The sequence below is a fragment of the Streptomyces sp. NPDC055962 genome (genome assembly GCF_042270185.1).
In the GTDB taxonomy this organism is placed as follows: Bacteria; Actinomycetota; Actinomycetes; order Streptomycetales; family Streptomycetaceae; genus Streptomyces.
Genome location: NZ_JBHJYN010000001.1, coordinates 929473 through 950779, shown reverse-complemented (window position 1 = coordinate 950779; position 21307 = coordinate 929473). Strand labels below are relative to the sequence as shown.

Genomic DNA, 21307 nt, shown 5'->3' with positions numbered 1-21307 from the left:
CCCCTCCCATGGACGCCATCTCCGTCATCCGCACCAAGCGGGACCGCGGCGAACTCAGCCCCGAGCAGATCGACTGGGTCATCGACGCGTACACCCGCGGCGAGGTCGCCGACGAGCAGATGTCCGCGCTGGCCATGGCGATCCTGCTGAACGGCATGAACCGCACGGAGATCGCCCGCTGGACCGCCGCGATGATCGCCTCCGGCGAGCGGATGGACTTTGGTGCGCTCTCCCGCCCCACCACCGACAAGCACTCCACGGGTGGAGTCGGCGACAAGATCACCCTGCCGCTCGCCCCGCTCGTCGCCGCCTGCGGCGCCGCGGTGCCGCAGCTCAGCGGCCGGGGCCTCGGCCACACCGGCGGCACCCTCGACAAGCTGGAGTCCGTCCCCGGCTGGCGGGCCCACCTCTCCAACGCCGAGATGCTCGACGTGCTGGACACCACCGGCGCCGTGATCTGCGCGGCCGGTGACGGTCTGGCACCCGCCGACAAGAAGCTGTACGCGCTGCGCGACGTCACCGGCACCGTCGAGGCGATCCCGCTCATCGCCAGCTCGATCATGTCCAAGAAGATCGCGGAGGGCACCGGCGCGCTCGTCCTGGACGTCAAGGTCGGCTCCGGCGCCTTCATGAAGACGATCGAGGACGCCCGCGAACTTGCCTCCACCATGGTCGCGCTGGGCACCGACAGCGGCGTACGCACCGTCGCGCTGCTCACCGACATGGCCACCCCGCTCGGCCTGACCGCGGGCAACGCCCTGGAGGTGCGCGAGTCCGTCGAGGTCCTCGCCGGCGGCGGCCCGCAGGACGTGATCGACCTGACCCTGGCGCTCGCCCGCGAGATGCTGGACGCCGCCGGGCTCAAGGACGCCGACCCGGAGAAGGCCCTGGCCGACGGCTCCGCCATGGACGTCTGGCGCCGCATGATCTCCGCCCAGGGCGGCGACCCGGACGCCGCGCTCCCCGTCGCCCGCGAGCAGCACGTGATCAGCGCCCCGTCCTCGGGCGTGCTGACCCGCCTCGACGCGTACGACGTCGGCGTCGCCGCCTGGCGCCTCGGCGCGGGCCGCGCCCGCAAGGAGGACCCCGTGCAGGCGGGCGCCGGCATCGAGCTGCACGCCAAGCCGGGCGACACGGTGACCGAGGGCCAGCCGCTGCTGACCCTGCACACGGACACCCCCGAGAAGTTCGAGTACGCGCTGAAGGCCCTGCCCGGCTCGTACGACATCGCCCCGGCCGGCACGCCCTTCACCGCCACGCCGGTGGTGCGGGAACGTATCGCCTGACCTGCGGCTTTCCCTTTCGGGTGAACGGGACCGGTGGACCACCACCGGTCCCGTTCGGCATGCTGGGGTCGGCCTCAGACGGCGCACCGATCAGAGCCATGAGCGTACTCACCGTCGGCCCCGGGGCGGGCCACGGCCAGGACTGGGACGACCTGGTCCGGATCTGGGAGGAGACGGACGCACCCGAGGGCTGCAAGGTGGAGATCATCGAGGGGATCGTCACCGTGTCGCCACCGCCGTCCAAGGACCACAACACCACTGCGGCGCTGCTTCAGCGCAAGCTGTACTCCGTCATCCCGGATGACTGGGGGATCTACCAGACGCTCGGCGTCTCCGTCCCCGGACGGGCCGGGCTGTACATCCCCGATCTCGTCGTCCTGCCGCGCGCGGTCGCTTCCGGGCCGGGCAATCGTGTTCCGGCGGAAGAGGTCCGGCTCGTCGTGGAGATCACCTCCCCGGCCAACGCCAACCACGACCGCATCGGCAAGGCGCACGGGTACGCGAAGGCCGGCGTCGAGCTGTTCCTCCTGCTCGACCCGTGGCACCACCAACCGGCCGACCGCGACCCTGTAGGGGGAGCCGAGCGACGGCACCTACCGGGTCCTGGAAGCGGTCGAGTACGGGGAGACGCTGACGTTGCCCAAGCCCTTCGGCCTGGATCTGGACACCGGGATCCTCCCGGTGAGCTGAGGCACACGCGCCCGGGAGGGGCGATGAGTTCCGGGCATCCGGCCGGTCTCCCTGGTGTGGATGCCATGACTCCGAACGCCCTCGTCCTCACCGGCCGGATCGCCCGCGCCGATGTGCCGGGACTCTGTGCCGAACTGGAGGCGCTCATCGAACGCGGCCCCGATGCCGGGGTGATCGACTGCGACGTGGGCGGGGTGGTGCGCCCTGATCTGGCCGTGGTCGAGGCGATAGGGCGCCTCGCCCTGGCCGCGCGCCGGGCGGGCGGCCGGCGGCTGAGGCTGCGCGGGACGCCCGACGAGCTCCAACGGCTGCTCGACCTCGTCGGGTTGGGCGAGGTGGTCGGCCTGGCCGAGGACCGGGGGTGAGGAGCGGTTCGGCCCGTCCGGCTGGCGGACATGGGACGTGTCGCTTCTCCGCCACCGCGGGGCGTTGTCCCCGTACCGCGTGAAGCGCTCTGATGTCGCTCATGCATGCTTCCCCCGCGGCCCTGCTGGCCGTGCTCCTCGCCGTGCCCCTCGTGGCGCCGGCGTCCGCCGCACCGGTCCCCGCCTCCGACGGCGCGGACCAGGTCACCCGGATCGTCACCCTCGACAACGCGCCCTCCGTCACCGGGCGGTCCGCCGATGCCCGGCGGGCCGGGACGGCGGCCGTGTCCGACGCGCAGCGGGAGGTCATCGAGGCCGCCGGCCGGGCGGGCGTCGATCTGACGGTGACCCGCCGCTACCGGTACGCGCTCAACGGCTTCGCCGTGCGCCTCCCGGCGTCCCAGGAAGCCCGGCTCGCCGCGCTCCCCGGTGTCGCCTCCGTCTCCGTCCCGGTCCGCTACGACGCCCCCGAGCCGCCCACACCCGTCTCCGAGGACCAGGCCCGTACGATGCTGGCCGCCGCGGCGAAGTCCGCGAAGGGCGCCGGCGGGACGTCCTCCGGGAGGGAGAGCGTCACCGCCACCACCCTCACCGGGGTGCCCGAGGTCCACCGCGCCGGCCTCACCGGCCGCGGGGTCACGGTCGGGATCATCGACAGCGGCGTGGCCTACGACCACCCCGCACTCGGCGCCGGCACCTTCCCCAACGCCAAGGTCATCGGGGGCTACGACTTCGCCGACGGCGACGCCGACCCGTACGACGACGCCGCCGGATCGGCCGCCGGACACGGCACCCACGTCGCCGGGATCATCGCCGGGGACGACGACCGTGTGCGGGGTGTCGCCCCGGACGCCCGGCTGCGCTCGTACCGCGTCTTCGGCAACTCCGGCCAGGGGGCCGGTGAAGAGGTGATCCTCGCCGCCATCGACCGTGCGGCCGAGGACGGCGTGGACGTCGTCAACATGAGCCTGGGCAGCGCGATCGGCTCCCGCAGCACCGATGTCCTGGCCCGGGCCGCCGACCGTCTCGTCTCGTCCGGCACCACCGTGACCATCGCCGTCGGCAACGGATACGCCGGCCCCTTCCGTGCGTCGTCACCCGCCGTCGCCGACCAGGCGATAGCGGTCGGCTCCACCTTCAACACCGGACTTCCCCACCTCGCGCTGACCGTCGACGGGGATGCCGCACCGATCGCCTTCGAGGTCTCGGGCCGAGGCCCCGTCACCCCGGCCTCGGGCGGCGCCCCCTACGCCGTGATGCCCGGAAGCTGCGCGGCTCTGCCCGAGGGAAGCCTCCGGGGCAGGATCGCGGTGTTCCCGTCCGCACCCTTCTCGGGAAGCGGCGAGGTCTGCCGCCCGATGGACCTGGCCCGCACCGCCGAGGCTGCCGGAGCGGTCGCGGCCGTCCTCCACGACCCCGGCATCCCGGCGGACGCCATTCCCGGAGGGCCCTGCTGCGGCGCCACCGGGATCCCGTTCGTCTCCGTCGCCGAGAGGGACGCGCTCCGCATCCTCGCCACGCCCGAGGGCACCCACCTCGACTGGGGTTCCTACACGGCGATCAAGGCACCCGGCGACCAGGCCGGCCTGATGGACTACGGGTCCGCCTGGGGCCCCGGCAACGAACTGGAGTTCAAGCCGGACCTCGCAGCGCCCGGCGGCTACATCTTCTCCACCCTGCCCAAGGCCCTCGGCTGGTACGGGGTGTCGTCCGGCACCTCGATGGCGTCGCCGCACGCCGCCGGAGTCGCCGCCCTGCTGCTCCAGAAGAACCCGGGGCTCACCCCGCTCCAGGTGCGCACCGCCCTCCAGAACACCGCCACCCCGCTCGCGATGACCGGTGACCCGGACCGCGGCGACCAGCCCGTCGCCCAGCAGGGTGCGGGCCGGATCGACGCGGTGGCCGCCGTCGCCGCCGTCTCGCGCGGGGGTGTCACGGCCTCGCCCTCCGAACTGCCCCTGGGCGATCTCGAAGGCCGGCCCGTGACGCGTCGGATCACCCTGCACAACGACTCCGACCACGTGCTGTCGTACACGGTGAAGCACCGGACGGCCGTTTCGGCCATGCCCCCCTACACCGCGGAGTGGAAGGCGTCCGACGCCCAGGCAGGAGGCCACGTCCTGGGCCTTGACCGCGTCACCGTGCGCCCCCACTCCAGCGCGCGTGTACAGATCCTCGTCACCCAGCCCCGAGGGGTGCCCGAGGGGACCCTGTTCGGCGGATGGTTCGAGTTCACCGCCACGGGGGCCGACCACTCCGTCCTGCGGGTTCCCTACCAGGGGCTCGCGGGCGACTACGACGCCGTGAGCGCCGTCAACCCCACCTTCTCGGCCATCAACACGAAGTCCGACAACCCCTCCCTGCGGCCCGACACCGCCTCGGTCGGCAAGAACCTGCCGCTGACGGTCGACCTGACGGACGGGAGCACCGCCAACGACTCCGCCGCGGTGATGCTGTCGCACGGCTTCCCCCTCCTGGAGCGGCTGCGGCTGCAGGTGCTGGACCCCTCGGGTCATGTGGTGGCGACCCCGTACGACGACAGCTGGATCACCCGCAACTCCGGCGCGGGGACGGGAATCCAGTTCTACTCCTGGGACCTGCGGCTCGGTGACGGCACGGCCGCCCCGGCGGGTGTCTACCGCCTCCGCCTCGTCTTCGACAAGGCGCTCGGCGACCGTGACCACGCACCCGGAACGGAGTTCTGGACATCCCCGGAGGTCACCCTGGTGCGCTGAGCCCCCACCATGACGCCGATCCCGGCCCCGCCCCCGCATCCGCCTGCACGCAGGACGGGTACGGGGGCGGCTCCACTTCCACAGCGTTCTATTCTCGTCGCAGGCGTTCGGGTGCCCGACCGCACGGTTCGGACCGGAGCACCGTGCGTGTCAGGGACCTGCGGAGACATCCCGCGAGCGGTGCCGGAAGGGGACAGTGGTGCTGGAGGATCTCGGGCTGACGCCCGAGGAGGAGCGTGTGTACCGGGCCTTGGTGGGCCGAGCGGACGCCACCGAGGAGGAGATGGCCGATGGTGCTCCGCCCGGCACGGGTCGGTCCACCGCCGCGGCGCTCGCCTCGCTCCGACGGAGAGGTCTGGTCACCGCGCACCCGGACGGGAGGCGGTTCATGGCAGCCTCACCCGAACTGTCGCTCGGTGCCGAGCTGATCGAGCGTCGCGAGGGTCTCCAGCGCGCCGAACACGCCCTGTCCGCACTGGTGGAGGCCTACCGCACCGGCAGCATGGTCCGGGGACAGCGGGAACTCGTCGAGGTCGTCGAGGGGGTGGAAGCCGTCCAGCAACGCTACATCCACCTTCAGCTGTCGGCCCGGAGGACCATCGACTTCTTTTCGACGGGCGGCCACGAAGCCGTCGGCCCCGAGACGACCCAGGAACACCGCGCCCTGCACCGCGGGGTGAAGCTTCGCGGAGTCGTCGACGAAAGCTTCCTGCGCCAGCCCCGGGGCACGGACAACCTGGACGAAGCGGTTGCGGACGGCACCGCCATACGCACCACGCGGGACATACCGCTCAAGCTGATCATCTGCGACGGCGAGGCGGCGATGCTGCCCCTGCGGGGCCACGGGACGGACGTCGACCCGAGCATCCTGCTGCGCGGCGGACTCGTGAACGTCGCCCGCGCGCTCTTCGACTCCGTCTGGGAACGGGCCCTTCCCTACGGGGAGATCAACCGTGGAGCCGGCGAGAACACCGACGCCCGCCTCCTGCAACTGCTGCTGGCAGGGCTGACGGACACCGCAGCCGCCAAGCAACTGGGGCTCTCCACCAGGACGGTGCAGCGGCGTGTCCAGACCCTGATGAGCCGCGCCGGGGTCTCGACCCGGCTACAGCTGGGATGGCACGCCCGCCACCACCACTGGGTCTGACCCGGAACGCGTGGAGCCCCGACGGAGGCCGCTGCGCGCGGTCCCCGTCGGGGCTCCGGCCGTGGGGACCGGTCAGCGCACCGCGTACGCCCGGGTCACCGTCTGGGTGACCGCGGAACCGTCGGCCGCCGTGGCGTGGACCCGCAGGCTGACGTGACCGCCGTGACCCGCGGGCGTGTTGTCGACGAACGCGGTGAACGTGCCTGCCACCCGCGTGACGGGAGCCTTCACCCAGTGCGCGCCGTCGTCGTACGAGACCTCCGCGGAGAAGGAGGCCGCCTTCCCGTCATAGCCCGGCTGTGCCGCGGCCTTCAGCACGATCGGGAAGGCATGCACCATCAGCGCCCGGTTCCTGGTGTCCACCGGAACCCCGTAGCGGGGCATCAGCAGCGGCAGGGACGACACCTCGGCCGTCCCGCCGGACCGGAACGTCCACTCCGTCCGCGTCGAGGTGGAGAGCTTCCAGTCCCGCGTCGCCGGGATGTCGTAGTTCCGCTTGACGTCCATCTCCAGCGCGTACTCCGCCTCTTCCTGCGGGACGGCCCACTCGCCGCTGCTGCCGGTGACGGTGCCGACGGCCTCGCCCTCGCGGCGCAGGGTCACGGTCGGGCGGTCGGTGAGGGAACCGAAGGCGTAGTGGCCCTCGGCGTCTCCGAACAGGGGGATGCCGACGCCCATGGTGCTCCGGTCGCGCACCGCGATCCGGCCGGCCTCGCCCGTGTTCACATCGCTCGGCGTCTGCGGGGTCACCGGGCCGCGGTACCAGGTCTCGACATCCTTGGAGGGCTTGTCCCACCGCCGGATCCGGCTCAGCATCAGCTCCAGCGACGAGGAGGTGTTGCTGGATGCCATGGGCAGCCACCCGGTGCCGGTCGTGTAGAAGGCCGAGCGTGCCGACGGCACCTCGGTCTGCTGCGGGAGACCGATCACCTCGGTTCCGAGGCCGTCGAACGGGGACGCGGCCATCCTGTCCCCGTAGATGTCGTCCTTCAGCTGGCTGTGCCAGACCTCCGTGACCCGGCTCATGTCCCGCTCGCGGACGCGGAGGTCGATCGAGGCGGGGATCCCGTGCTCCATCGTGTGGGCGATGTTGTAGACGAAGGGGCTGGAGCCCTCGCCCTTCCAGCGGAGTCCGGTGCCGGCCGCGGCGGCGTCACCGAGCAGCGCGTACTCCGCCCGGTCCACACCCAGCACGGGGAGTGCCACATCGGTGAACGGCTGCCAGGAGCCGGGGAATCCGTGCCCCACCAGGACGCCGACGGCCCCCCGTTCCAGGGCGTCGTTCGTCACGACACGCAGCCGCTCCACCGAACCGGCGTCGCTGTCACCGAGGTCGGCCAGGACCAGTCTGTCCTTCACCTCGTGGGCGGCGAGCTCCTCGGCGGAACCGTGACCGACGTCCACGACCTTCGCGTGACCCGCGTCCGGCAGGTGGCTGATCCCGTCGGTCGTCACCGCGCTGTAGGCGGCGTAGCGGGCGTCGATCCGTTTGCCGTCAGTGGTCCTCAGGTCGAGCAGCGGGGCGTAGGCGCGGGTCACGTAGCCGACGTGGGTCCCCTTCCAGGCGGGGGAGTCCTCCGCGGCGGCGATCGCCACGTCCTGGGCCGCGGCGGAGCCCACGTGCACGCCCGTCCCGAAAACGCCCCCGGAGTGCTCCCTCTTGTAGAGGACGGCCGTGGTCGCGTTCTCCGACGGGCGGTCGCCCGTGACCCTGACCCGCTCGATCGTCCGACCGTCCAGGGCGATCGTCGCGTCCTCGGTGTACTTCTGCCCCGGGCGTACGTACTGGGCGACCGAACGCGTGGTGCGGTAGAGGTCGTGCTCCGTGACACCCGGGTCGAAGCCGTACAGCGCGGCGTCCATGTCGTAGGTACCCGCGCGCACGGTCAGCCGGGCGACGCCGTCCTCGAAGTAGGCGCGGCGCACCGTGACCAGGGACGGGGACAACAGGTCGACGTAGCTGACCTGTCCCGCGGGGTCACCGGCACGGTTGGTGCCCTTGAACGTCAGTGTCACCATGTGCGGCGCGGCGTGGAAGCCGAACGCCGTGACCGACCGTGCACCGTCGGTGCCCGTGGCGGTCACCCGGCCGGTCATCTCGCCGTACGTGTCGTCCGGGAGGCCGTCCGAGGCGCTCATGGTCAGGGTGGCACCGGCGCTGCCGTGAGCCGGGACGGTGATGCTGTCGCGGTCGAGCGAGGCCGAGCCCGCCGGGGCTTCCGCCCCCGAGTGGTCGAAGGTCTCCGCGGACAGGTGGAGGGTGACGTCCGCGTCACCCGCGTTGTCCCACGTCAGCTCCCTCTGCACGTGCTGGCCCTTGGTGTGGGGCCAGGCGAGCGTCCCTCCGTCCACCGCCGCCGGACCCGTCAGAGTGGTGCTGTCGCCCTGGGCGACATCCAGGAAGCCGGCGCCCTGGGCGAGCGGGAAGTCCTTCGCTCCAGGGAGCACCGACGAGGTCAGGGCACGCTTCAGCGCGGCGCCGCGCAGTCCGGGATGCCCCTGGGCGAGGATCGCCGCGGCGCCCGCCACGTGCGGGGTGGCCATGGAGGTCCCGCTCGCCGCCGTGTAGCGATCGTCGACGGGAGTGCCCATGGACGTGCCGGCGGCGCGGGCCGCGACGATGCCGACGCCCGGGGCCGTGATGTCCGGCTTGCCGTAGTGCGCGCCCTCGCCGTCGTGGACGTCGCCCCGGCTGGAGAACGAGGCGGTGGACAGATCCCGGTCCGCCGCGGCCACGGTGAGAGCGCTCCGCGCACAGCCCGGAGTCCCGACGGTCGAGGCGCCGGGGCCCGCGTTGCCGGCGGCCATGACGAACAGGGTGGGCGTGGAGTCCGACAGCGTGTTCACCGCGGTGGCGAGTGGGTCGTCGCACGTTCCACCGGTGTCCGAGCCGAGGCTCATGCTGACGACGTCCGCGCCCTCGGCGACGGCCCACTCCATGCCGGCCATGATCGCGGAGGTGGGTCCCGAGCCGTTGTCGGCCAGCACCTTGCCGACGATCAGGTCGGCGTCCGGGGCCACCCCCTTGTTCCGCCCCGAGGAAGCCGCACCGGTGCCGCCCACGGTGGAGGCCACGTGCGTGCCGTGCCCGTGGCCGTCCACGGTGTTTCCCTTGCCCGTGAAGTCCTTCGACGCCGAGACGCGTCCGGCCAGGTCCGGGTGGGTGGGGTCCCAGCCGGTGTCCAGGACCGCCACCTTGACGCCCTTGCCGGTGTGCCCGGCCTTCCACGCCTCGGGGGCGCCGATCTGAGGGACGCTCCTGTCGAGGGCCGCCGACACCTTGCGGTCCAGCCAGATCTTGCCGGGGGTGCTCGCGGAACGGGCACCCCCGGTCGCCGTCACGGCCTGCCAGAAAGCGGAAGCGGACTTCTTCGGGGCCGACAGGGCGGCGACGCCGAGCGCGGGGAAGGTACGGGTCGCCTCGGACGCCGGCAGCGCGGCGGCGCGTGACGTGGCGGCACCCTTCCCGTACGTCGCCAGCACCGGTATGGATGCCGAGCCGGCATCGTCGTAGCCGTAGTCGATCAGGGCGGACACGTCGAAGAGGGCCTCGTCGACGCGCCCCTGGGCGATGTACGGGGCCGCGGCGAGCGGGACGACGAACACGCTCCTGCCCTGCTGCCTCGTCTGGTACTCGACGGGCTGTCCGTCGACGCCCGTCACCGAGAGGATCTCGTCACCCCGCACGAGGACCTGGTCCCCGGTGACGAGGGTGACCGCATGCGGTTCGCCCGACGAGGCCAGGGCGGCAGGGACACCGGCGGGTCCGGCCGGTGCACCGGCGGCGGGTACGGCGACGCCCACCAAGGCGCAGCAGGCCAGGATCGCCACGGTACTTCTGCGGAGCGTTCTCGCCCGGGGTGGACGCGGGCATGGCTGTGTTCTCACTGTGGTCCTCAGGGAGTCGGAGAGTGAGTGCCCTGTGACCGTAGGAGGGCTTAGCGCCCGGGTGACAGACGGTGGAGCTGTCGCAACACGGCGATGTCGGATAGCCGCCACGGCGACCGTGCGGCGTCCGCGCGGGTACGCCGCACCGCCCGGACAGGGGGCACGCCGCCGGTCCGCCTCCGGACGAAGTGACGCCCCTCCGGCTCGTGCCGTTCGGGACGGACCCGGCTCAGCGGGCCGTGACCGTGACCGAGGAGCAGTAGACCTGAACCGCGAGTCCGTCCCGGTACCCGTCCGGCAGCTTGACGGTCAGCGCCGGGTCGGCACTCGGTGAGGCCGATGCCGCCGCACCGGGGGAGGCGCAGGAGCCCGCGGGCTGGGGCCCGGGGACCGGGTTGCCGACGGCCGGAGCGGGGCCCGGGCCCGCCGTGGCGGACGGCTCGCCCAGCCACAGCGTCGCCGCCCAGCCGCCCGCCACCAGCAGGAACCAGCCGATCACCACCGGGCGCGGCACCCTCACGCGGCGTCGTCCAGGTGGTCCGGCAGCCCGAACAGCGGGAACCAGCGCGGGGTGTCCAGGAAGCAGTGCATCCCCGTGATGGCGCCGTCCGAGATGTCGATGACCTGCACCGCCCACGGCACAAAACCCGGCCCGTCCGGATTCGGCTTGTAGTGCGCGAAGGCGGGCGTGCCGTTGGCCTCCGTCGCCACCAGCCGGGAACCGGCGCAGCTCGCGCCGATGCTGAGCATGAAACCGGTGATGTCGTCGTGCCCCTGGAGCCAGAGGTCGAACGGCGGCATGGTCATCACCGCGTCCTCATGGAGCAGCGCCGTCAGCGCCGCCATGTCGTATCCCTCGAACGCCGCCACATAGCGGTCCAGCAGCTTGCGCTGCTCGTCGTCCAGCGGATTCGCGGTGTCCGGCGCCGTGTTCTCCGTGTCCGACAGAGTCGCCCGGGCCCGCTGGAGGGCGCTGTTGACCGAGGCGACCGAGGTGTCGAGCAGCTCGGCGACCTCGCTGGCCTTCCACGCCAGGACCTCGCGCAGGATCAGCACCGCGCGCTGCTTGGGCGGCAGGTGCTGGAGGGCGGCCACGAACGCCAGGCGCACCGACTCGCGGGCCACCGCGGCCTCCGCCGGGTCCGCCACCGAGGGCAGGATGCGCCCGTCGGGCATCGGCTCCAGCCAGGTGTTCTCCGGAAGGGGGTTCAGCGCGGCCTGGGCCAGCGGGGTCGGGCCGGTCAGATCCACCGGCCTGGCCCGTTTGTTGCCCGCGTTCAGCATGTCCAGACAGACGTTCGTCGCGATGCGGTAGAGCCAGGAGCGCAGCGAGGAACGGCCCTCGAACGTGTCGAAGCTGCGCCAGGCGCGCACGAGCGTGTCCTGGACGGCGTCCTCCGCCTCGAAGGCCGAGCCGAGCATCCGGTAGCAGTAACCGGTCAGCTCGACCCGGTGTCCCTCCAGACGGCTGTCGATGTCCGTCGTCGCTGTCAGATCACTCATCGCTCCACCCCAGTTGCGCTGTGACACCGCTCACCCGGCACTCTGGAAGCTACCGCAGGGCACTGACAACCGGGGTGGGAAGCGTGGAAACCGCTGCTCAGGTGCCGGGCTTGCGTCCGTAGACGTAGACGTCGTCGCCGTTCTTCAGGAGGTTCCAGTACGACTTCGCGTCCCCGGGGCGCATGTTGACGCAGCCCGCCGACCCCGGGTTGTTGTACATGGACTTGGTGACCGAGTGGAACGCCTGCCCGCCGTCGAAGAACTGGGCGTACGGCATGCTGACGTCGTAGAGCGTCGACCAGTGGTCGATGTTGCGCCAGTAGATCTTCTTGGAGCCGGTCCGCGTCTCGTCACCGTTGCGCCCCGTGCGCACCGGCACCGGGCCGAACTTCAGCTTGGACCCGTCCTGGATCCAGCTCAGCTGCCTGGTCAGGTCCACGCAGGCGATGCGGCCCTTGTTGGTGGGGCACTTCTTCGCCGCGTTCGGGTTCTTCCCTGCGGCCTTCTGGGCCGTGATCGTCTTCATCGTGCGCCAAGTGACCGGACCCGCGTACCCGATGGCCGGGGTGATGCCCTTCGCGACCTGGAACGAGCGGATCGCCGAGCAGTCCGCCGACGACTGCTTCCCGTCGGCCGTCCGCCCCAGCCACTTCTCGACCTGCTTCTGGTACGGGCCCTTCGCCGCCGTGCAGGACGCCGCCTGGGCGGACGTCCCCGTGCCCAGGACCAGGGCCGGCGCGGCCACCAGTCCGGCGACGGACAGGACGGCTCCACGCCGTACCCGTACGCCGCGTATGTTCCCCATGATCGTCATGTACGCCTGCTCCCCTTCGCGTTCGCCCGCGGACGGTGTCTCCGCTTGTTGGACGCGCGCAGGGGAGCAGCGGTTGTGGCGGGAAGGTCTCAGTTGTGCACCGGTGCCGGCGAGGCGGCGCGCAGCCGCTCGGTCCGGGCCGCCCGGCTCCCGAAGAGGGTGATCGACAGCACGCCGAGGACCGCCAGGACGCCGAGCGCGACCGTTCCGCCCCAGCCGGCCGCGTGGAAGGCGACGGCGCCGAGCGTGCCGCCCGCGCTCGACCCCAGGTAGTACGCGGACTGGTAGAGCGCGGAGGCCTGGGCGCGGCCCGACGTCGCCGTACGGCTCACCGACGACGAGGCGACCGCGTGCCCGGCGAAGAAGCCGGCGGTGATCAGGACCAGGCCGGCCAGGACGGCGGCCAGCTGGTCGGCCAGGGAGAGCAGCAGCCCCGCGGCCGTCGTGGAGACGGCGAGGTACAGCGCGCCCCGGCGGCCGAGCCGGCCGACCAGGCGGCCCGCGGCGGCGGAGGAGGCCGTGCCGACGAGGTAGACCAGGAAGATCGAGCCGACGACGCCCTGCGGGAGGCCGAAGGGCTCCTCGACGAGCCGGTAGCCGATCACGGTGTAGACCGCGCCGAACACCGTCATGAACAGGGCGCCGATCGCGTACAGCCGGCGCAGCAGCGGGTCGGAGAGGTGGCCGCGGACGGTCTTCGCCAGGGCCTTCGGGTTGAGCGAGGCGGGGCTGAAGTGACGGGCCCGGGGGATCAGGAGGTGGAAGACCACCGCGCAGACCACGGCGAGCAGCCCGATCGCGCCGAGCGCCGTCCTCCAGCCCCAGAGCTGGGCGATCCAGCCGGCGAGGATACGGCCGCTCATGCCGCCGATGCTGTTGCCCGCCACGAACAGCCCGATCGCGGCCACCAGGGCCTTGGGCCGCACCTCTTCGGCCAGGTACGCCATCGCGGACGCGGGCAGTCCCGCCAGCGCCGCGCCCTGCACCGCGCGCAGCGCGATCAGCCAGCCGATCGACGGGGCGAAGGGCACGAGCAGCCCGATCACCACGGCGACCGACAGGGAGGCCGTCATCATCTGGCGCCGCCCGAAGCGCTCGGAGAGCGCGCTCAGCGGCAGCACGCACAGGGCCAGCGCCCCGGTCGCCGCGGAGACCGTCCAGCTCGCCTGCCCGGCGGTCGCGCCGAAGGACGCGGAGACGGAGGGCAGCAGGGCCTGGGTGGAGTAGAGGAGTGCGAAGGTCGCGATCCCCGCCGAGAAGAGCGCGAAGCTCATCCTGCGGTAGCCGGGACCACCGGGGGTGAGGCGGTCCGGGACGGTCGACGGGGCGGCGACGGGGGCAGACGGAACGGCGGCGTCCAGCACGATGGTGGACGCCCCGGTACTGGCAGGAGGCATACAGCGAACGTAGACCGCGCGGTTTCATGCGTCCAATGCATGAAACCTTCATAATCGTTCCCATGGCGCATCAATACAGCTCACAGCCTCGGCTGTCACCGAGTAGTTACGAAGAAGACATCCGCGCCGTGCTCGCTCCCCGGCTCGCGTACTTCGAGGCGGTCGCCCGCCACGAGCACGTCACCCGCGCCGCGCACGAGCTGGGCGTCCCGCAGTCGACGCTGTCGCGGGCCATGGTGCGGCTGGAACAGGACCTGGGCGTCGCCCTGTTCGCCCGCCGGGGCCGCACGGTCTCGCTGACCCCGGCGGGGCGCACCTTCCTCGCCTCCGCCGAACGCGCGCTCGCGGAGGTCGAGAAGGCGGCCGACTCGGTACGCGCCGACGCCGACCCCACCGCGGGCAAGGTCGCCTTCGGCTTCCTCCACACGATGGGTTCCGAGACCGTGCCCGCCTTGATCCGCGCCTTCCGCGCCGATCACCCCGGGGTCCGCTTCCAGCTCGTGCAGAACTACGCCGAGGCGATGCTCGACCGTCTGCGGGCGGGCGGCCTCGACCTCTGCCTGACCTCGCCCGTCCCCGACGCCCCGGACCTCGTCGCCACGCGCCTCGACGAACAGAGGCTGCGCCTGGTCGTCCCCGACGACCACCGGCTGGCGGGGCGCCGTCGTGTCCGCCTCGCCGAGGCGGCCGAAGAAGCCTTCGTCACCCTCGAACCCGGTTACGGGCTGCGGCGGATCACGGACGACCTCTGTGCCGAGGCAGGCTTCACCCCGCGGGTCGCGTTCGAGGGCGAGGAGGCGGAGACCCTGCGCGGCCTCGTCGCGGCAGGGCTCGGCGTGGCGCTGCTCCCGCCCCCCGCGGTCGCCCGGCCCGGGGTGGTCGAGCTCTCGGTGACGGCGCCGCGTGCGGTCCGCGAGATCGGCGTCGCCTGGCTGGACGGCCACCCCGACACGCCGCCGGTGGCCGCCTTCAAACGCTTCCTGCTGTCGCGCAGGGGGAGCCTGCTGCCGGACTGACGGGCTCCCCGCCGGCCCGCGCGGTTCAGTGCCTCAGCGACTGCCCGAAGCCGGCCGCCAGCGGCATCCTCAGTCCCAGCGGCGGCGGAGCGGCGAAGGCGTCGGCCACCGGGCGCGCGTACGGCCGGGCGAACAGCGAGCCCCGGATGAAGTCCGTGGCCAGCGCCATCACTTCGGAGCGGTGCTGGCGCAGCGCGTGCCCGTCCGAGTGGACCTCGAAGCGGCAGGTGTCCCGGTTGGCCTTCTTGGCGCGTTCCGCCAGCCGGTAGGAGAGCTCCGGATCCGTGCGCGCATCGTTCGTGCCGTGGACGATCAGGACGCGGCGCCCCGCGAGGTGCTTCACCGGTTCGGGTTCCGGATCCGCGTCCTCCGGGAGCCAGGGTGCCATCGCCAGCACGGAGTTGACGGCGTCGTGCCGGGCGGCGCGCAGGGCGGCCCGGCCCCCCGTGCCGTGCCCGGCGAGGCAGACCGGGACGTCACCGTAGCGGCGTACGACCTCGTCGGCCGCCCAGTGGGCGTCGGCCGCCGGGTCCGCGCCGGCGTTCCGGCCGCGGGTCCGGTAGCGCACGACGTGGACCGCCAGCCCGTCGTCCCGGCCCGCGCGGGCCAGGGTCCGGGCGAGCGGCAGCTGCGCCGCGTACGAAAGGGCGGAAGGACGGCGCCGGGAGTCCGTCCCGCCGTCCGGGAGCAGCAGGACCACGCCGCTGACCTCGGGTGCTTCTCCGGCCGTGAGGACGGCCCGTCCCAGCCTGGCGGCAGGCAGGGGAAGTGCGCGCTGTGCCATGACAGAACAGTGTCAGAAGGGAAGGTGTATTCCATCTGGCTTCACCGTCACTGTTACGCATCGGAGCTCGGCGCTCTACGCGCGTAGGCGCTAGAGTGCCGGGATGACGAGCCAGACCCTGAACGTCCCCGGTCCCGACCAGATCCGCCGCGCGCCCAAGGTGTTGCTCCACGATCATCTCGACGGCGGCCTGCGCCCCGGCACGATCGTCGAGCTGGCCCTGGCGCAGGGCTACGACGCCCTGCCCGAGACCGAGCCCGACAAGCTCGGCATCTGGTTCCGCGAGGCGGCCGACTCCGGTTCGCTGGAGCGCTATCTGGAGACCTTCGCCCACACCTGCGCCGTCATGCAGACCCGTGACGCCCTCTTCAGGGTGGCCGCGGAGTGCGCCGAGGACCTCGCCGAGGACGGTGTCGTCTACGCCGAGGTCCGGTACGCGCCGGAGCAGCACCTCACCGCCGGCCTGTCGCTCGAAGAGGTCGTCGAGGCGGTCAACGAGGGCTTCCGCGAGGGTGAGCGCAGGGCCCGCGAGAACGGCCACCGCATCCGCGTCGGCGCCCTGCTCACCGCGATGCGGCACGCCGCCCGCGCGCTGGAGATCGCCGAACTCGCCAACCGATACCGCGATCTGGGCGTGGTCGGCTTCGACATCGCCGGCGCCGAGGCGGGCTACCCTCCCACCCGCCACCTGGACGCCTTCGAGTACCTCAAGCGCGAGAACAACCACTTCACCATCCACGCGGGCGAGGCCTTCGGCCTGCCGTCGATCTGGCAGGCGCTGCAGTGGTGCGGTGCGGACCGGCTCGGCCACGGTGTCCGCATCATCGACGACATCGAGGTCGCCGGCGACGGCGGCGTGACGCTCGGCCGCCTCGCCTCCTACGTGCGGGACAAGCGGATCCCGCTGGAGCTGTGCCCGACCTCCAACCTCCAGACCGGTGCAGCCGCCTCCTACGCCGAACACCCCATCGGGCTGCTGCGGAAGCTGCATTTCCGCGCCACCGTGAACACGGACAACCGGCTGATGAGCGGGACGAGCATGAGCCGGGAATTCGAGAGGCTGATCGACACCTTCGGATACACGCTCGACGACATGCAGTGGTTCACAGTCAATGCGATGAAATCAGCGTTCATTCCTTTCGATGAACGTCTGGCGATGATCAACGACGTGGTGAAGCCCGGATACGCCGAGCTGAAATCGGAGTGGCTCTTCCGTCAGACCGCTGTGACCAGTGCTTCCTCATCCGTGGCGGGCTGAGCGAACGGACGACGGAGCGGCCGGGATCAAGGAATTCCGGCCGTTTTCCGTGTCGCGGCATGTTTGCGGGAGGGATGCACGGCTGACTACGTTGCAGAGCCGCTCACATCCCCTTCCCCAAGGATGAATGTCACATGAAGCAGTCTGCCGTCAGGATTCTCGGTGTCGCCGCTCTCGGTGCCGCTTTCGCCGCCGCCGGTGCGGGCAGCGCCTCCGCCGTCGCCGTGCCCGTCGACGCCCTGGCCGGAGGCCTGCCCTCCAACATCGCGCTCGACTCCGTCACGGAGGCGCTGCCCGCCGTGCAGAAGGCGGCCGGCGGACTTCTCGACCAGCAGCAGCAGCGCGGGAGCAGCAGCGCCCTCTCGGCGCCCGGCACCAACCTGCTCGGCGGCCTGCCCGCCGGCGGACTGACCGGCGTCCTGCCGATCGGTGGCTGACCGGCCGACGACGCACGTGGGGCGCACACCCTGACCGGGTGTGCGCCCCACAGTCGTCACCCTCCCCGTGGTCCCGGCGGTCACCAGGCCGTGGCGGCCGGGCTCTTCTCCGACGGCAGGAGCACCCACAGCGCCAGGTAGAGCAGGAACTGGGGGCCGGGGAGCAGGCACGACACGAGGAAGATGACACGCATCGTCCCTGCGGAGGTGCCGAAGCGCTGTGCCAGCGCCGCGCACACCCCACCGATCATGCGGCCCTGGCTGGGGCGGACAAGTGCGGCCATGGTGGGCTCCTTCGCGAACCGTTCGGGGAGCGTCTCCGTCGCGCTCCCGATACGTCCATGGTCCCTCCGCGAAGGGGTACGAAGCATCGCTCTACGGGGCGATGCCGACCCCGGTAATCGTCGGGGTGGACCCCTGAGGGGCCTCGGCCCGCGGCGAGCGGGTCCCGTTCCCGAACCGCGACAGGTCACCGGCCCCCGCCCGGTTGCCCCGCCGCATCCGTGACCGCGACAGCGGCACGACCAGCAGATGGGCCAGCGCGACGCCGACGGTGTTGAGGAGCAGCGAGTCGACGTCGACGACCTGCCCGGGGACCCCCGTCTGCGCCAGTTCGATGGCCATCGAGATCAGGGCCCCGGCCGCGACCGTACGGGCGAGCGACGCCCACGGCGAGACCAGCAGCCTGCCGCCGGCCATGGGCAGCAGCACACCCAGCGGTGCCAGCAGCAGCAGGCCCTCACCGATACGGCGGCCGGCCTCGGCCGCGCCCAGGGCCAGGTCCGCCTTGATCCCGGCGAACGGCTGGAGGTTCGCGGCCGTCATCCAGGGAACGTCCAGCGGGCGCAGAGTCAGCCAGCCGACGAACAGAAGGTGCGCGAGGAGGAGGGTTACCCCCGCCGCGCGGAAGCGGATGACGGCCGGGCCGTCCGAACTGTGACGCACGTCCACCAAGACGCCACGACCGGCAGGATCGGTTCCGTACGGTTCCGGGAAGGCGCTGTGACGAGTGGCACGGTCCCCTGGCAGGTACCGGGACCGCCCCGCCGACGCCCCCGCGCGGTTCTCAGTCCCGCCCGAGCGCGCCCGGCGCGGGCCCGTCCCCGGGCCGGATCTTCGTCTCCGACGTGCACAGATAGCCCCGCGGGGCGTAGTTCCCCGGCCCGCCGAGCAGCACCGAGCCCCCGGAACCGAGCGGCTCGCTGTCCGCGTACGTGCACACCACCTGCGCGAGCGCCTCCGCCGGCAGGTCGTCCGGCTGCTCGCTGAGACGCAGGGTGCCCTCCGGGTCCCCCTTGTGCGCGGCGGAGACGCGCAGCGCCACCGGCACGTCGGTGGAGAACCCGGCACGCCGCTCGTCCGCCTCCGGCTCCGCCTGCAACTCGCTCAGGAGCGCCTGCGCGATCAGGAGGGAGCCGGAACGCGTCTCGTCGACCTCGACCGTGCGCTCCACGGTGACCAGCTGCGAGGCGCAGACCAGATAGACCCGCACGGAGACGCTCTCCGCCGGTGGCAGGGTCTCCTGTGCCGAGGCGGTCCGGCACGGCATCCGGGACGGCGCGGCCCCGGCGTCGACCGGCACCGAGGTGCTGCGGATGCCGCAGCCCGCGGTCAGTGCCGCACAGGCCGCGGCCGCGGCCAGCGCGGCGGCGGCGCGTCGCGGTGTCCGGGCCGGCCGGACCGTGCGCGGTGCGCCGTACGCCCGCTCGCTGCGGATCACTTCGCGCCGCCCTTCTCGTTCCCGTCGAGATCCTCGTCCCCCGGGGTGCCGGTCAGTGCCTCCGCGTCCCGCGGGAGCCGCAGCACGAACATCGCGCCCTCGCCGTCCGGCAGGTTGGAGGCCGTGATGTCGCCGCCGTGGATGTGCGCGTTCTCCACCGCGATCGACAGGCCGAGTCCGCTGCCCTCGGAGCGGGGGCGGGAGGCGCTCGCCTTGTAGAAGCGGTCGAACACATGGGGCAGGACGTCCTCGGGGATCCCCGGACCGTGGTCGCGCACCTCGATGACCAGCTCGTCCTCGTCGGTCCGTACGGACACCCGCACCGGTGATCCGCCGTGCTTGAGGGCGTTGCCGATCAGGTTCGCCAGGATCACGTCGAGCCGGCGCGGATCGAGCCGCACCATGATGCCGCGCTCCGCGTCCAGGTCGACCGCGTCGAGCCAGGCGCGGGCGTCGATGCAGGCGGTCACCTGGTCGGCGACGTCGACCGTGTCCAGGACGAGACGGGCCGTGCCGGCGTCGAAGCGGGTGACCTCCATGAGGTTCTCGACCAGGTCGTTCAGCCGCCGGGTCTCGCTCACCACCAGGTGCACGGCGGGAGCGATCATCGGGTCGAGGCTGTCGGCCTCGTCCTCCAGCACCTCGGCGACCGCCGTGATCGCGGTCAGCGGGGTGCGCAGCTCGTGGGACATGTCCGCGACGAACCTCCGGCTCGACTCCTCCCGCGCGCTCATGTCCGCGACCTTCTTCTCCAGGGAGCTCGCGGCCTTGTTGAACGTGTGCGAGAGATCGGCGAGTTCATCGGTGCCGGAGACCACCAGGCGGGTGTCGAGCTTGCCCTCGCCGAGCTTGCGGGCCGCGTCGCCGAGCCGCTGCACCGGCCGCAGCACGGTGGTCGCCGCGGCCTGGGCGAGGAGCGCCGAGCCGACCAGAGCCAGCGCGGTGGCGATGCCCAGGGACCAGGCCAGCGAATTGAGGTCCTCGCGTTCCTGGTCGAGCGACTTGAGCATGTACCCGGCGGGACCACCACCGATGATCTTCGTGCCGGCCACCAGGTACGGGGTGTTGCCGAGCGTGGTGCGCTGCCAGAACAGGTGGTACTCGTAGGTGTTGCTCGACGTCAGCGGCTGCTTCTTGTTCACCTGCTTCTGCAGCGAGGCGGGCACGTCGAGCTTGGTGAAGGAGTCGATGTCGGACGCCCCGGTGACGGGCTTGCCGTCATGGGTGCCGATCAGCAGCACGTGGTAGCCGGGGCTGCTGCTCGCCATCTGCTCGGCCGTGTCCCGCAGTTCGTCCGCCGTGGGCTGCTGCGGCAGCGAGGCCGCCCGGTTCTGCATCTGCCGGCGGAAGTCGCCGAGCGCCGCGTCCTGGGTACGCGTCAGGACGGCCTCGCGGTTCAGCCAGTACGCGATGCCCGAGGCGGACACCGCCGCCGTCAGGGCCACCAGTGCGAACACGACCAGGAGCCGCAACCGCAGGCTGGTCCAGCGAAGACCCGCGCGTATGGAACGCTTCGCGGAATCGCTCACTGAGGCGAATCCAGCCGGTAGCCGACACCGCGCACGGTGCGGATCAGGGTCGGCGAGGACGGCACGTCCTCCACCTTCGCCCGAAGCCGCTGCACACACGCGTCCACCAGACGGGAGTCGCCGAGGTAGTCGTGCTCCCAGACCAGTCGCAGCAACTGCTGCCGTGACAGGGCCTGTCCGGGCCGCCGGCTCAGTTCGAGCAGGAGCCGCAGCTCGGTCGGCGTGAGCTGCAGGTCCTCCCCGTTCTTGGTGACGGTCATGGCCGAACGGTCGATGACCACGCTCCCGAACGTCGCGGAGTCGGTGGACTCCCTCTCCCCCCGGCGCAGGACCGCGCGGATGCGGGCGTCGAGCACCCGCCCCTGCACGGGTTTCACGACGTAGTCGTCCGCGCCGGACTCCAGCCCCACCACGACGTCGATGTCGTCGCTGCGCGCGGTCAGCAGAATGATCGGCAGCTGGTCGGTGCGCCGGATCCTCCGGCAGACCTCGAAACCGTCGATCCCGGGCAGCATCACGTCCAGCACGACCAGGTCGGGCCGCTGCTCCCGGAGCAGCTCCAGGCCGTCCTCTCCCGTCGCCGCGGTGGCCACACGGTGGCCCTGGCGTGACAGCGAGAGTTCGAGGGCTGTGCGGATGGCGTCGTCGTCCTCGATCAGCAACAGGAAAGGCACGGGGGCCATTCTGGCCCATGGTGCTGCCACGTTTCGACAATCCCCCCGACTTGATCGGCCGACA

The 21307-nt window shown here is 72.0% G+C and carries 18 protein-coding genes and 1 pseudogene; 8 read left to right on the top strand and 11 right to left on the bottom strand.

The features are described 5' to 3' along the window. Nucleotides 1-8: 8 nt before the first annotated feature. The 5 genes and pseudogenes from ACFC51_RS04255 (at nucleotide 9) to ACFC51_RS04235 (ending at nucleotide 6223) form a co-directional block, all read left to right on the top strand. The gene (locus ACFC51_RS04255) at nucleotides 9-1286 is read left to right on the top strand and encodes a thymidine phosphorylase (protein ID WP_376371347.1); all 1278 of its coding nucleotides are present in this window, start codon (nucleotides 9-11) and stop codon (nucleotides 1284-1286) included. A gap of 98 nt (nucleotides 1287-1384) precedes the next feature. Next, nucleotides 1385-1976 (top strand): annotated as a pseudogene (locus ACFC51_RS04250) (Uma2 family endonuclease). Nucleotides 1977-1999: 23 nt separating this feature from the next. Beyond that, entirely contained in the window at nucleotides 2000-2341 is a 342-nt protein-coding gene (locus ACFC51_RS04245; protein WP_376526917.1) for an STAS domain-containing protein, read from the top strand. A 101-nt stretch (nucleotides 2342-2442) separates the two neighbouring features. Beyond that, nucleotides 2443-5076 carry a S8 family serine peptidase gene (locus ACFC51_RS04240; RefSeq protein ID WP_376371355.1) on the top strand — a complete coding sequence of 878 codons (2634 nt, stop codon included), beginning with the start codon at nucleotides 2443-2445 and terminating at the stop codon, nucleotides 5074-5076. Between the two features lie 199 nt (nucleotides 5077-5275). Beyond that, entirely contained in the window at nucleotides 5276-6223 is a 948-nt protein-coding gene (locus tag ACFC51_RS04235; RefSeq protein WP_376371357.1) for a hypothetical protein, read from the top strand. Between the two features lie 72 nt (nucleotides 6224-6295). Here ACFC51_RS04235 and ACFC51_RS04230 read toward each other — a convergent pair whose 3' ends face one another. From ACFC51_RS04230 to ACFC51_RS04210, 5 genes are all read right to left on the bottom strand, one after another. Further along, nucleotides 6296-10054: a S8 family serine peptidase gene (locus tag ACFC51_RS04230; protein WP_376526915.1), complete on the bottom strand. Its 3759-nt coding sequence runs from the start codon at nucleotides 10052-10054 to the stop codon at nucleotides 6296-6298. A gap of 286 nt (nucleotides 10055-10340) precedes the next feature. Next, entirely contained in the window at nucleotides 10341-10631 is a 291-nt protein-coding gene (locus tag ACFC51_RS04225) for a hypothetical protein (RefSeq protein WP_376371363.1), read from the bottom strand. After that, on the bottom strand, nucleotides 10628-11614 hold the full coding sequence (locus ACFC51_RS04220; RefSeq protein WP_376371365.1) for a sigma-70 family RNA polymerase sigma factor: 987 nt from the start codon (nucleotides 11612-11614) through the stop codon (nucleotides 10628-10630). Before ACFC51_RS04220 ends, ACFC51_RS04225 begins: the two co-directional genes overlap by 4 nt. Nucleotides 11615-11711: 97 nt before the next feature. Then, the gene (locus ACFC51_RS04215; protein ID WP_376371449.1) at nucleotides 11712-12419 is read right to left on the bottom strand and encodes a L,D-transpeptidase family protein; all 708 of its coding nucleotides are present in this window, start codon (nucleotides 12417-12419) and stop codon (nucleotides 11712-11714) included. A 98-nt stretch (nucleotides 12420-12517) separates the two neighbouring features. Further along, a complete protein-coding gene (locus tag ACFC51_RS04210) occupies nucleotides 12518-13825 on the bottom strand; it encodes an MFS transporter (protein WP_376371367.1) in 1308 nt (435 codons plus the stop codon). A gap of 62 nt (nucleotides 13826-13887) precedes the next feature. Here ACFC51_RS04210 and ACFC51_RS04205 point away from each other — a divergent pair, with 62 nt between their 5' ends. Next, a complete protein-coding gene (locus tag ACFC51_RS04205) occupies nucleotides 13888-14841 on the top strand; it encodes a LysR family transcriptional regulator (protein WP_376526913.1) in 954 nt (317 codons plus the stop codon). Between the two features lie 25 nt (nucleotides 14842-14866). Here the strand turns inward: ACFC51_RS04205 and ACFC51_RS04200 are convergent, their stop codons facing one another. Further along, a complete protein-coding gene (locus tag ACFC51_RS04200; protein WP_376371373.1) occupies nucleotides 14867-15625 on the bottom strand; it encodes an alpha/beta hydrolase in 759 nt (252 codons plus the stop codon). 103 nt (nucleotides 15626-15728) lie between these two features. Here ACFC51_RS04200 and ACFC51_RS04195 point away from each other — a divergent pair, with 103 nt between their 5' ends. Further along, complete coding sequence (locus ACFC51_RS04195; RefSeq protein WP_376526911.1) at nucleotides 15729-16883, top strand: adenosine deaminase; 1155 nt, start codon at nucleotides 15729-15731, stop codon at nucleotides 16881-16883. A gap of 134 nt (nucleotides 16884-17017) precedes the next feature. Next, nucleotides 17018-17320 carry a hypothetical protein gene (locus ACFC51_RS04190; RefSeq protein WP_329232142.1) on the top strand — a complete coding sequence of 101 codons (303 nt, stop codon included), beginning with the start codon at nucleotides 17018-17020 and terminating at the stop codon, nucleotides 17318-17320. Between the two features lie 80 nt (nucleotides 17321-17400). Here the strand turns inward: ACFC51_RS04190 and ACFC51_RS04185 are convergent, their stop codons facing one another. From ACFC51_RS04185 to afsQ1, 5 genes are all read right to left on the bottom strand, one after another. Next, nucleotides 17401-17604 (bottom strand): PspC domain-containing protein, encoded by a 204-nt coding sequence (locus ACFC51_RS04185; protein WP_376371378.1) that lies wholly within the window; start codon nucleotides 17602-17604, stop codon nucleotides 17401-17403. 91 nt (nucleotides 17605-17695) lie between these two features. After that, nucleotides 17696-18271: a VanZ family protein gene (locus ACFC51_RS04180; RefSeq protein ID WP_376371379.1), complete on the bottom strand. Its 576-nt coding sequence runs from the start codon at nucleotides 18269-18271 to the stop codon at nucleotides 17696-17698. A 115-nt stretch (nucleotides 18272-18386) separates the two neighbouring features. Then, nucleotides 18387-19037, bottom strand: a complete 651-nt coding sequence (locus tag ACFC51_RS04175; RefSeq protein ID WP_376527063.1) for a hypothetical protein — start codon at nucleotides 19035-19037, stop codon at nucleotides 18387-18389. Next, entirely contained in the window at nucleotides 19037-20569 is a 1533-nt protein-coding gene (locus ACFC51_RS04170; protein ID WP_376526909.1) for an ATP-binding protein, read from the bottom strand. The genes ACFC51_RS04175 and ACFC51_RS04170 overlap by 1 nt, the downstream gene beginning before the upstream one ends. Further along, on the bottom strand, nucleotides 20566-21243 hold the full coding sequence (gene afsQ1 / locus ACFC51_RS04165; RefSeq protein WP_015578482.1) for a two-component system response regulator AfsQ1: 678 nt from the start codon (nucleotides 21241-21243) through the stop codon (nucleotides 20566-20568). The genes ACFC51_RS04170 and afsQ1 overlap by 4 nt, the downstream gene beginning before the upstream one ends. Between the last annotated feature and the right edge of the window lie 64 nt (nucleotides 21244-21307).

Coding starts and splice junctions, on each gene's coding strand:
- ACFC51_RS04255 (WP_376371347.1), top strand. CDS start 9: ATGGACGCCATCTCCGTCATCCGCACCAAGCGGGACCGCGGCGAACTC.
- ACFC51_RS04245 (WP_376526917.1), top strand. CDS start 2,000: ATGAGTTCCGGGCATCCGGCCGGTCTCCCTGGTGTGGATGCCATGACT.
- ACFC51_RS04240 (WP_376371355.1), top strand. CDS start 2,443: ATGCATGCTTCCCCCGCGGCCCTGCTGGCCGTGCTCCTCGCCGTGCCC.
- ACFC51_RS04220 (WP_376371365.1), bottom strand. CDS start 11,614: ATGAGTGATCTGACAGCGACGACGGACATCGACAGCCGTCTGGAGGGA.
- ACFC51_RS04215 (WP_376371449.1), bottom strand. CDS start 12,419: ATGGGGAACATACGCGGCGTACGGGTACGGCGTGGAGCCGTCCTGTCC.
- ACFC51_RS04210 (WP_376371367.1), bottom strand. CDS start 13,825: ATGCCTCCTGCCAGTACCGGGGCGTCCACCATCGTGCTGGACGCCGCC.
- ACFC51_RS04205 (WP_376526913.1), top strand. CDS start 13,888: ATGGCGCATCAATACAGCTCACAGCCTCGGCTGTCACCGAGTAGTTAC.
- ACFC51_RS04200 (WP_376371373.1), bottom strand. CDS start 15,625: ATGGCACAGCGCGCACTTCCCCTGCCTGCCGCCAGGCTGGGACGGGCC.
- ACFC51_RS04195 (WP_376526911.1), top strand. CDS start 15,729: ATGACGAGCCAGACCCTGAACGTCCCCGGTCCCGACCAGATCCGCCGC.
- ACFC51_RS04190 (WP_329232142.1), top strand. CDS start 17,018: ATGAAGCAGTCTGCCGTCAGGATTCTCGGTGTCGCCGCTCTCGGTGCC.
- ACFC51_RS04185 (WP_376371378.1), bottom strand. CDS start 17,604: ATGGCCGCACTTGTCCGCCCCAGCCAGGGCCGCATGATCGGTGGGGTG.